Genomic DNA, 7,520 nt, shown 5'->3' on the forward strand with positions numbered 1-7,520 from the left:
ATGTTGTGCGGCAATGATAGCCCGCTAGGCGGACGCCCAGTCCCGGAGAAGTGCATGGCGCAGGCTAGGTGATGGTCGGGGGCTGTAGCCAATGGTCTAGCTGCTGACAGTGATAGGCTCGCCCACTGAACTGAGGGGGTGACAGCCGTGCTGGGTAAGGCGCCATGCCAGATTGGCGCTGTTCGTTGTCGCGAATGCATGCGTTTAGCAAGGGGCGCCCACCAGGCCGCCAATGCCAAAGGAGGTTAAGGAGAGAGCCGTGCCCAGTCCGCGCGATTATCTGTCGATATTCATTATGCCTCGGCTGCCAACGATTCAGGCCACGCCGGCCTTCGAGGCACAGTCATTTCATGGCCAAGGGGGCAAGTGAGTACGAGTATGGCAATGTCGAAAATCTGGTTGCTCCCGGTCCAGTCCGAGTCCGAGCTTTATAATTAAAGCTTTCTTATGCATAAAGGGTGAATTATTCTTCGCCTTGAGTGGCAATCATGAAAAAATGAAGATCATCAACAAAAGGAATTAGAGATGAAACGGATATTGTTTATTTTCTGCCTATTGTTACTGCTGGTTGGTTGTGGTGCTCCACATGTGAGGACTGACAAGGCTGCAGCCGGGCTTGACGAGTACCCCTGGGTTCAGGTGCTTGAGGTTGAGGTCGACTCCACTGAGCAGAAGGGTAACCATCTTCGCCTGAACCGTGAGTTTAGTGACTATGCTTCCCGGCGTATTCGTGGCGTGATTGAGGAGTCGGGCTTTTATCAACTTGTTGATGTGGAGTTGATTGAGGGGCCCGGCGCTTTAGTGGTGGAAACCCATATGAATATTACCTACGGCAGTCGGGCCAGGCGTTACTGGGTAGGCTTCGGCGCCGGAAAAGGGAGTGTGCGCACGGTGTTGGCCATACGTCGCGCCGAGGATGGCACCAAACTGTTGCAATTGGCCAGCGACTCCGATTTATCCGTCGGGGCTTTCGGTGGCAGTATGGACATTACCATTCGGGAAAACATTGACGAGCTGATAGCGGAACTGCGTCGTCAACTGCCTTGACTCTTATGTGTAGGCGCTGCTGGGTGTATGCCCATATCGCAGCGCCTTGTCGCCCATCGGGGCCAGTATTACTCTCCGGCGGGGTAGCGGGTTGGCTTGAGGCTGTCCTTGATCTTCTTCAGGTGCGGCAGGAAGTCCTCGCCGCGGCGCAGCGTCATGCCGGTGGCCAGCACGTCGATCAGCGTCAACTGGATCATCCGCGAGGTCATGGGCATATAGTAGTCGGTATCCTCGGGCGTCGAGACCTCCAGGGTCTCGGTGCACTCGGCGGCGAGCGGCGAATCCGGGGCGGTGATGCCGAGCACCACGGCGCCGTTCTCGCGGGCCAGCCGGGCGATATCGACCAGGTCGCGGGTACGGCCGGTCCAGGACAGCACCACGACCACGTCGCCGGTGTGGCAGGCGGCGGCCACCATGCGCTGCATCAGCACGTCCACGTAGGCGGTGACCGGCAGATTGAAGCGGAAGAACTTGTGCTGGGCATCCTGGGCCACGGCACCCGAGGCGCCCAGGCCGAAGAAGTGCAGCTGCCTGGCCTGGATCAGGTAGTCGACGACGCGCTCGATGCGCTCCGGGGCGACCTCGCGGCGCGCTAGGTCCAGGGCGGCGATGGTGGCGCCGAAGATCTTGCCGGTGTAGTCGGCCGCGGCATCGTCCGGTTCCACCGCCTGGCTGACGTAGGGCGTGCCGCCGGCCAGGCTCTGGGCCAGCTTGATCTTGAAGTCCGGATAGCCCTTCGCATCGAAGCTTCGGCAGAAGCGGTTGACCGTGGGTTCACTGACCGAGGCGAGCTGGGCGAGGGTGGCGATGCTCATGCTGGTGGCCGAGGTCGGGTCGGCCAGGATGACGTCGGCCACCTTGCGTTCGGATCGGTTGAGCTCGTCGAGCTGCCGGCGGATGCGGTCGAGCAGATCGTGTCGGACCATGGGCAATACAGTCTCCGTGACGACGGGGCGCCGTCGGCGGCGCGGGATGAAATACGGATGATGTGGTGATTTAACTACATTATGCTGGCTATCCTGAGGGAAGCGCAAAGGGGCGGGCGGTGCCATCCCGTGGCTCCCTATATTTGTTGTAAACTTACATAAATAGTTTGCAGCAGGTGCGCCTTATGCGCTATTTTTAGGTAAGTTAACCAGACGGGGCGGACATGACACAACGCAAGCGACCCGGCGAGGCCCGGGCCACCGATACCGGCAGTACTGAAATCGACCTGGCGCTGTTCGGTGCGCTCGGCGACCTGGCCCAGCGCAAGCTCTTTCCGGCACTCTATCACCTCGACCGCGAGGGGCTCCTGGACGACAGCACCCGCCTGCTGGGGCTGGCGCGCCAGGAAGTCGACCGGGAAGGCTTCCGTAACCGGGTCGAAGCGTCGCTCAAGAGCCACGTGAAGGCCGCGGAGCTGGATCGGGGGGTGCTGAAGCGCTTCCTCGCCCGCCTGGATTTCCTGCAGCTCGACTTCCTCGAGCCCGAGGGCTACGGCGCCGTGCGCGAGTGGCGCCAGGATGGGCTGCACCGCCCCATGGTCGTCTACCTCTCGGTGGGGGCGAAGATCTACGGCGACATCTGCCGCCATCTCGAGGCCAGCGGCAGTCTGGATGACCAGAGCCGCGTGGTGGTCGAGAAGCCCATCGGGCACGATCTCGACTCCTCCGCCGAGGTCAACGACGCCATCGGCGCCGTCTTCCCCGAGTCCCGGGTCTACCGCATCGATCATTACCTCGGCAAGGAGACGGTGCAGAACCTGATCGCGCTGCGCTTCGCCAACCCGCTGTTCGGCACCCAGTGGAACCAGAACCATATCTCCCACGTCGAGATCACCGTGGCCGAGAAGGTGGGCATCGAGGGGCGCTGGGGCTACTTCGACGAGGCCGGCCAGCTGCGGGACATGGTGCAGAATCACCTGCTGCAGCTGGTCTGCCTGATCGCCATGGACCCGCCGGCCAACCTGGATGCCGATGCTATCCGCGACGAGAAGGTCAAGGTGCTCAAGGCGCTAAAGCCCTTCACCGACGACATGCTGGGACGAGACGTGGTGCGCGGCCAGTACATGGCCGGCACCAACGACGGCCAGGCCGTGCCGGGCTACCTCGAGGAGGAGGGGGCCAACACCGACAGCCACACCGAGACCTTCGTGGCCATGAAGACCGGCGTGGCCAACTGGCGCTGGGCCGGGGTGCCCTTCTACCTGCGTACCGGCAAGCGCATGCCGGAGAAGCTCTCCCAGATCATCATTCATTTCCGTCAGCAGCCCCACTACATCTTCGATCCCGACCAGCGGGGACTTGCCGCCAACAAGCTGGTGATCCGCCTGCAGCCGGAGGAGGGCATCGCCCTGGAGGTCCTGACCAAGGACAGTGGCCTGGACAAGGGCATGCGCCTGCGCCGTGGTCCGCTGCACCTGGACTTCAGCAGCGCCTTTCCCAAGACCCGGATCCCGGATGCTTACGAGCGCCTGCTGCTGGAAGTGATGAAGGGGCAGCAGTACCTCTTCGTGCGTCGCGACGAGGTCGAGCACGCCTGGCAGTGGTGCGACAGCCTGGTCGCCGCCTGGACCGACCGCGACGAGCCGCCCCGGCGCTATCCGGCCGGTTCCTGGGGACCGGTGGCCTCGATCGCGATGATCACCCAGGATGGCCGCAGCTGGTATGAGGATTACTGACATGAGCAAGATGACATCTAACCCCCGCGAGGCCCTGTCCCGGCAGCTCGCCGAGGCCGTGGCCGAGGCGCTGCGCGCCGACCTGGCCGAGAGCGAGCGTGCCCTGCTGGTGGTGTCCGGCGGTTCGACCCCGGTGCCCTTCTTCGAGGCCCTGGCGAGCATGGCGCTGCCCTGGTCGCGCATCGAGGTGACGCTCGCCGATGAGCGCTGGGTGGAGGCGTCCGCCGACGACAGCAATGCTCGCCTGGTACGCGACCACCTGCTGCAGGGTGCGGCCGCCGAGGCCCGTTTCGTGCCGTTGATCAGTGCCGCGGCGACCCCCGAGGAGGGCGCGGCTGAGGTGGGCGAGCGGATCGCGGCCCTGGCCTGGCCGGCCAGCGCGGTGATCCTGGGCATGGGCGGCGACGGCCACACCGCCTCGCTGTTTCCGGACAGCCGCGAGCTCGAGCTGGCGCTGTCCACCGCGGCGCCGGTGGTGGCGGTGCGCACGCCGAGCCAGCCCCAGCCGCGGATCACCCTGAGCGCCGACCGCCTGCACCAGGCGCATCGCCACTTTTTGCACATGGTCGGCGAGGAGAAGCGCAGCGTGCTGGCTCGCGCTCTGGGTGGCGACGATACCCGCAAACTGCCCATCCGCGCTTTTCTTGCCTGTCCGCTGGGCATCTACTGGGCGCCCTGAGCCCTCTATCCGGCGTTTCGGCCCGATTCTTCTGGAGCAAACGATATGACCATCGACAAGCAGCTGCCCTCCACCCGCACCACTGAGCTCGACAGCATCTGCCTCAAGGCCGAGGTGATCCCGGTGCTGGCCATCCAGCGTGTGGAGGATGCCGTGCCGCTGGCCACGGCGCTGGTCGAGGGCGGCATCACCGTCCTCGAGATCACCCTGCGCACCGACTGCGCCCTGGAGGCCATTCGGCGCATCAAGGCGGCGCTGCCCCATGTCAGCATCGGCGTGGGAACCGTGCTGACGCCCTCCCAGTATCGCCAGGCAGAGCAGGTCGGCGCCGACTTCGTGGTGACCCCGGGCACCACCGAGGCGCTCTATCGCTATGGCGTGGAAAGCCCGGTGCCGATGCTGCCCGGCGTGGCCACCGTCTCCGAGCTGATGGTGGGCTGGCAGTTCGGCTATCGCCGCTTCAAGTTCTTCCCCGCCGAGGCCAGCGGCGGCGTCAAGGCGCTCAAGGCCTTCGCCGGGCCGATCGCCGAGGCCCGTTTCTGCCCTACCGGTGGTATCAACCCGGACAATGCCGAGGACTATCTGGCGCTGCCCAACGTGATGTGCGTGGGCGGCACCTGGCTGACCCCGAAATCGCTGGTCGAGGCCGGCGACTGGAGTGCCATCCGCCGGCTCGCTCGGGAGGTGGCCGACCGCTTCCACCACTGAGAGCGCTCTGCTGCCTCTCGCTTCCGTCTCTCTCGACAGCCAGTCGCTGTCCTTGTGCCCCGGCCTCGTGCCGGGGCTTTTTTCTTCTTCCGGTACCCGCTTCCTTCGGTGTCCGGCACCACCAGCGCCCGCCGGCGCATCGCGTCACGCGTCACGATGCGCCGGCGGGCGAGTAGGCGGCATGGGTCAGGTGGTTCGGCGCTTCTTGCCCCGGCGCGCGGGCGTATCCGAGGCGGTGTCGTGCGTGGGCAGCTGTTCCCGGACCAGTCGTAACAGCCCCTGGGTGGAGGGGTCAAAGTCCTGGCTGTGGGCGTCGAGGCGTTCGCTGATTTCGCCGGCGATGCGCTTGCCGAGCTGCACGCCCCACTGGTCAAACGAGTTGATGTTCCAGATCACCCCCTGGACGAACACCTTGTGTTCGTAGAGCGCGATCAGCGCGCCGAGGTTCTTCGGTGTCAGCTCGTCGAGCAGCAGTACGTTGGAGGGGCGGTTGCCCGGGCAGCTGTAGGGGTCGAGTTCGCCGCCCTTGGCGCTGCCCTCCATGAAGGCATTGGCCTGGGCCAGCATGTTGGTGAGCAGGGCGAAGTGATGGTCTTCCATGCCCGGCTCGGGCTTGAGCGAGGCGATGAAGTCGATGGGCACGTAGCGGGTGCCCTGGTGCAGCAGCTGGAAGAAGGCGTGCTGGCCGTTGGAGCCGGTCTGGCCCCAGACGATGGGCCCCGTCTTGTAGTCCACTGGCCGGTCGAAGATGTCCACCGACTTGCCGTTGGACTCCATGTCGAGCTGCTGCAGGAAGGCCGGCAGCTGATGCAGCGCCTGGTCGTAGGGCACGATGGCCTGGGTCTCGGCGCCCTGGAAGTTGATGTGCCAGATGCCGATCAGCGCCATCAGTACCGGCATGTTGGCGGCAGTGGGGGCGGTCAGGAAGTGCTGGTCCATCTCGTAGGCGCCCTCGAGCATCGCCATGAAGCCCTCGAAGCCGATGGCCAGTGCGATGGGCAGGCCGATGGAGGACCACATCGAGTAGCGCCCGCCGACCCAGGCCCAGAACTCGAAGACGTTCTCCTCGCGGATGCCGAATTCCATGGCCGCCGCCTTGTTGGTCGAGGCGGCGATGAAGTGCGCGCCCACGTCGGCCTCCGGGCCGGCGTTGTCCAGGAACCAGCGGCGCGCGGTATGGGCGTTGAGCAGCGTCTCCTGGGTGGAGAAGGTCTTGGTGGAGACGATGAACAGGGTGGTGGCCGGGTCGAGGCGACTGAGCACCTTCTGGATGTGAGCGCCATCGACGTTGGAGACGAAATGGAAGTTCAGTTCCGGATGGCGGTGCTTGAGCAGCGCCCGGCAGGCCATGTTGGGGCCGAGGTCCGAGCCGCCGATGCCGATGTTGACCACATCACGAATGCGCTGGCCATCGAAGCCCGTCCACTCGCCGCTGCGCACCGCCTCGGAGAAGGCGCGGATCTGCTCGCGGGTGCGCTGGATCTCCGGCATCACGTCCTGACCGTCGACCATCAGCGGTCCCTCTCCGAGGTTGCGCAGGGCCGTATGGAGGACGGGCCGGTTCTCGGTGACGTTGATGATGTCGCCGGAGAACATCTGTGCACGACGCTGGACCAGCGCCGAGTGATCGGCGAGTTCGATCAGCTTGTCGAGCACCGCATCGGAGATCTGGTGCTTGGAGTAATCGAGAAACAGGCCACCGACGCGCAGGCTCATCTTCTCGAAGCGCTTCGGGTCGGCGGCGAAGTAGTCACGGATACGGTCGTCGGCGGTCTGCTGCTGCAGGCCCTGGAGGGCCTGCCAGGTGACGCTGCGGGTGAGCTGGAACATCGTTGACCTCGTCGGTTGTGTTGGCGGTATGGTCAGTCGGTGACCCGGCCAGAGATCCAGCCCCCGGCATCGGGGATGCTCATCTCGTAGTCCTGGTCGAGCCAGGGCGAGCTGATCAGGAAGTCGGCGCTGGCCGGGTTGCAGGCCACCGGAATGTTCCACAGCGCCGCCAGGCGCAACAGGGCCTTGACGTCCGGATCGTGGGGTTGGGGGGCGAAGGGGTCCCAGAAGAAGATCAGCAGGTCGAGGCCCTGTTCGGCAATGCGTGCGCCGATCTGTTGGTCGCCGCCCAGCGGGCCACTCATCAGGGCCTCCACCTCGAGCCCCAGCTGCCCGGCGATGCGGGTGGCCGTGGTGCCGGTGCCAACCAGCCGGTGGCGGGCCAGGGTGTCCTGCCAGCGTCCGGCCCAGTCGAGCATCTCGTCCTTCTTGCCATCGTGGGCGATCAGGGCAATGCGCTTGTGAGCCGGCAGGGTGCGGCGGACGTCCCGCCGCGGACGGATCTCACTCATGCTGTGTCTCCACGTCGAGGATCTTCAGGGTGTTGGTGCCGCCGTGGGCGTTCATGTGATCGCCTCGGGTGAGGATCACGTG

At 64.9% G+C, this 7,520-nt stretch carries 7 protein-coding genes; 4 read left to right on the forward strand and 3 right to left on the reverse strand.

What is annotated here, in order from left to right; all coding sequences use genetic code 11:
* The first annotated feature begins 525 nt into the window (after positions 1-525).
* Positions 526-1,047 (forward strand): DUF4410 domain-containing protein, encoded by a 522-nt coding sequence (locus tag FEI13_RS07615; RefSeq protein ID WP_138180942.1) that lies wholly within the window; start codon positions 526-528, stop codon positions 1,045-1,047.
* 68 nt (positions 1,048-1,115) lie between these two features.
* On the opposite strand, the gene FEI13_RS07620 is transcribed toward FEI13_RS07615, so the two are convergent.
* Positions 1,116-1,973 (reverse strand): MurR/RpiR family transcriptional regulator, encoded by an 858-nt coding sequence (locus FEI13_RS07620; protein WP_138180943.1) that lies wholly within the window; start codon positions 1,971-1,973, stop codon positions 1,116-1,118.
* A gap of 224 nt (positions 1,974-2,197) precedes the next feature.
* On the opposite strand from FEI13_RS07620, the gene zwf reads away from it, so the two are divergent.
* Genes zwf through FEI13_RS07635 form a run of 3 tightly spaced genes read left to right on the forward strand, consistent with a single transcriptional unit; the run spans position 2,198 to position 5,096 of the window.
* Entirely contained in the window at positions 2,198-3,709 is a 1,512-nt protein-coding gene (gene zwf, locus FEI13_RS07625) for a glucose-6-phosphate dehydrogenase (protein WP_138180944.1), read from the forward strand.
* A 1-nt stretch (position 3,710) separates the two neighbouring features.
* Positions 3,711-4,388, forward strand: a complete 678-nt coding sequence (gene pgl / locus FEI13_RS07630) for a 6-phosphogluconolactonase (RefSeq protein WP_420841576.1) — start codon at positions 3,711-3,713, stop codon at positions 4,386-4,388.
* Between the two features lie 45 nt (positions 4,389-4,433).
* The gene (locus FEI13_RS07635; RefSeq protein WP_138180945.1) at positions 4,434-5,096 is read left to right on the forward strand and encodes a bifunctional 4-hydroxy-2-oxoglutarate aldolase/2-dehydro-3-deoxy-phosphogluconate aldolase; all 663 of its coding nucleotides are present in this window, start codon (positions 4,434-4,436) and stop codon (positions 5,094-5,096) included.
* A gap of 186 nt (positions 5,097-5,282) precedes the next feature.
* On the opposite strand, the gene pgi is transcribed toward FEI13_RS07635, so the two are convergent.
* Together pgi and FEI13_RS07645 are read right to left on the reverse strand one after the other, a co-directional pair.
* Positions 5,283-6,926 (reverse strand): glucose-6-phosphate isomerase, encoded by a 1,644-nt coding sequence (gene pgi / locus FEI13_RS07640; protein ID WP_138180946.1) that lies wholly within the window; start codon positions 6,924-6,926, stop codon positions 5,283-5,285.
* Between the two features lie 32 nt (positions 6,927-6,958).
* On the reverse strand, positions 6,959-7,438 hold the full coding sequence (locus FEI13_RS07645; protein ID WP_138180947.1) for a methylglyoxal synthase: 480 nt from the start codon (positions 7,436-7,438) through the stop codon (positions 6,959-6,961).
* Positions 7,439-7,520: the final 82 nt, after the last annotated feature.

It is taken from the genome of Halomonas urmiana (assembly GCF_005780185.1).
GTDB lineage: Bacteria > Pseudomonadota > Gammaproteobacteria > Pseudomonadales > Halomonadaceae > Halomonas > Halomonas urmiana.

What these genes read in the sequence shown, in the direction of transcription:
- FEI13_RS07620 (WP_138180943.1), bottom strand. Translation starts at nt 1,973, where the DNA reads ATGGTCCGACACGATCTGCTCGACCGCATCCGCCGGCAGCTCGACGAG.
- FEI13_RS07645 (WP_138180947.1), bottom strand. Translation starts at nt 7,438, where the DNA reads ATGAGTGAGATCCGTCCGCGGCGGGACGTCCGCCGCACCCTGCCGGCT.
- FEI13_RS07615 (WP_138180942.1), top strand. Translation starts at nt 526, where the DNA reads ATGAAACGGATATTGTTTATTTTCTGCCTATTGTTACTGCTGGTTGGT.
- pgi (WP_138180946.1), bottom strand. Translation starts at nt 6,926, where the DNA reads ATGTTCCAGCTCACCCGCAGCGTCACCTGGCAGGCCCTCCAGGGCCTG.
- FEI13_RS07635 (WP_138180945.1), top strand. Translation starts at nt 4,434, where the DNA reads ATGACCATCGACAAGCAGCTGCCCTCCACCCGCACCACTGAGCTCGAC.
- pgl (WP_420841576.1), top strand. Translation starts at nt 3,711, where the DNA reads ATGAGCAAGATGACATCTAACCCCCGCGAGGCCCTGTCCCGGCAGCTC.
- zwf (WP_138180944.1), top strand. Translation starts at nt 2,198, where the DNA reads ATGACACAACGCAAGCGACCCGGCGAGGCCCGGGCCACCGATACCGGC.